Raw genomic sequence first — 499 nt, forward strand, 5'->3', positions numbered from 1 at the left:
AAGAGGCTCTCAATGAAACCACTACAGCAGATGCCCCTTGGTCTGGATTAACTGAAGATCACAAAAAGTATCAGAGACTAGAAGCCTGACATATTATAATTGAAACTTTCATACAAATAGACCCTAAATTACCCCGGCTAGGGGAGTACACTTTGTTAAACCTACAGACATAAAAAAAATTGCTTATAAAATAAAAAAAAGACAAGCGATATAAGCCGGATTCTGTACACCCTTAGAAGAGAGGTGCCTGTTATTTATCTCACTGTATAGTTACAAACACAATGTAGCTGCTTACCCCACGGCATTGGGCGGGCTGCCCTTAATTGCCGGTATACATTGCATTGCACCACATAGAGTTTACCTGATTTCACTACAGCCGAACTGTACTTGCTTTCTGTTGCACTTGTCCTATCCTCGCGGATGACGGCCATTAACCGCTATGTTGCCCTTTGGTGTCAGGACTTTCCTACCCTTAAAGGATCAACAGGCCGCGCTTGTC

The 499-nt window shown here is 42.9% G+C and carries 1 other RNA gene; it reads right to left on the reverse strand.

Annotated features, from left to right (window positions below):
• Nucleotides 1-195: 195 nt before the first annotated feature.
• An RNA gene (rnpB, locus tag GNY06_RS00390) (RNase P RNA component class A) lies at nt 196-499 on the reverse strand; the annotation flags it as partial.

The organism is Elizabethkingia argenteiflava (assembly GCF_009904105.1).
GTDB lineage: Bacteria > Bacteroidota > Bacteroidia > Flavobacteriales > Weeksellaceae > Elizabethkingia > Elizabethkingia argenteiflava.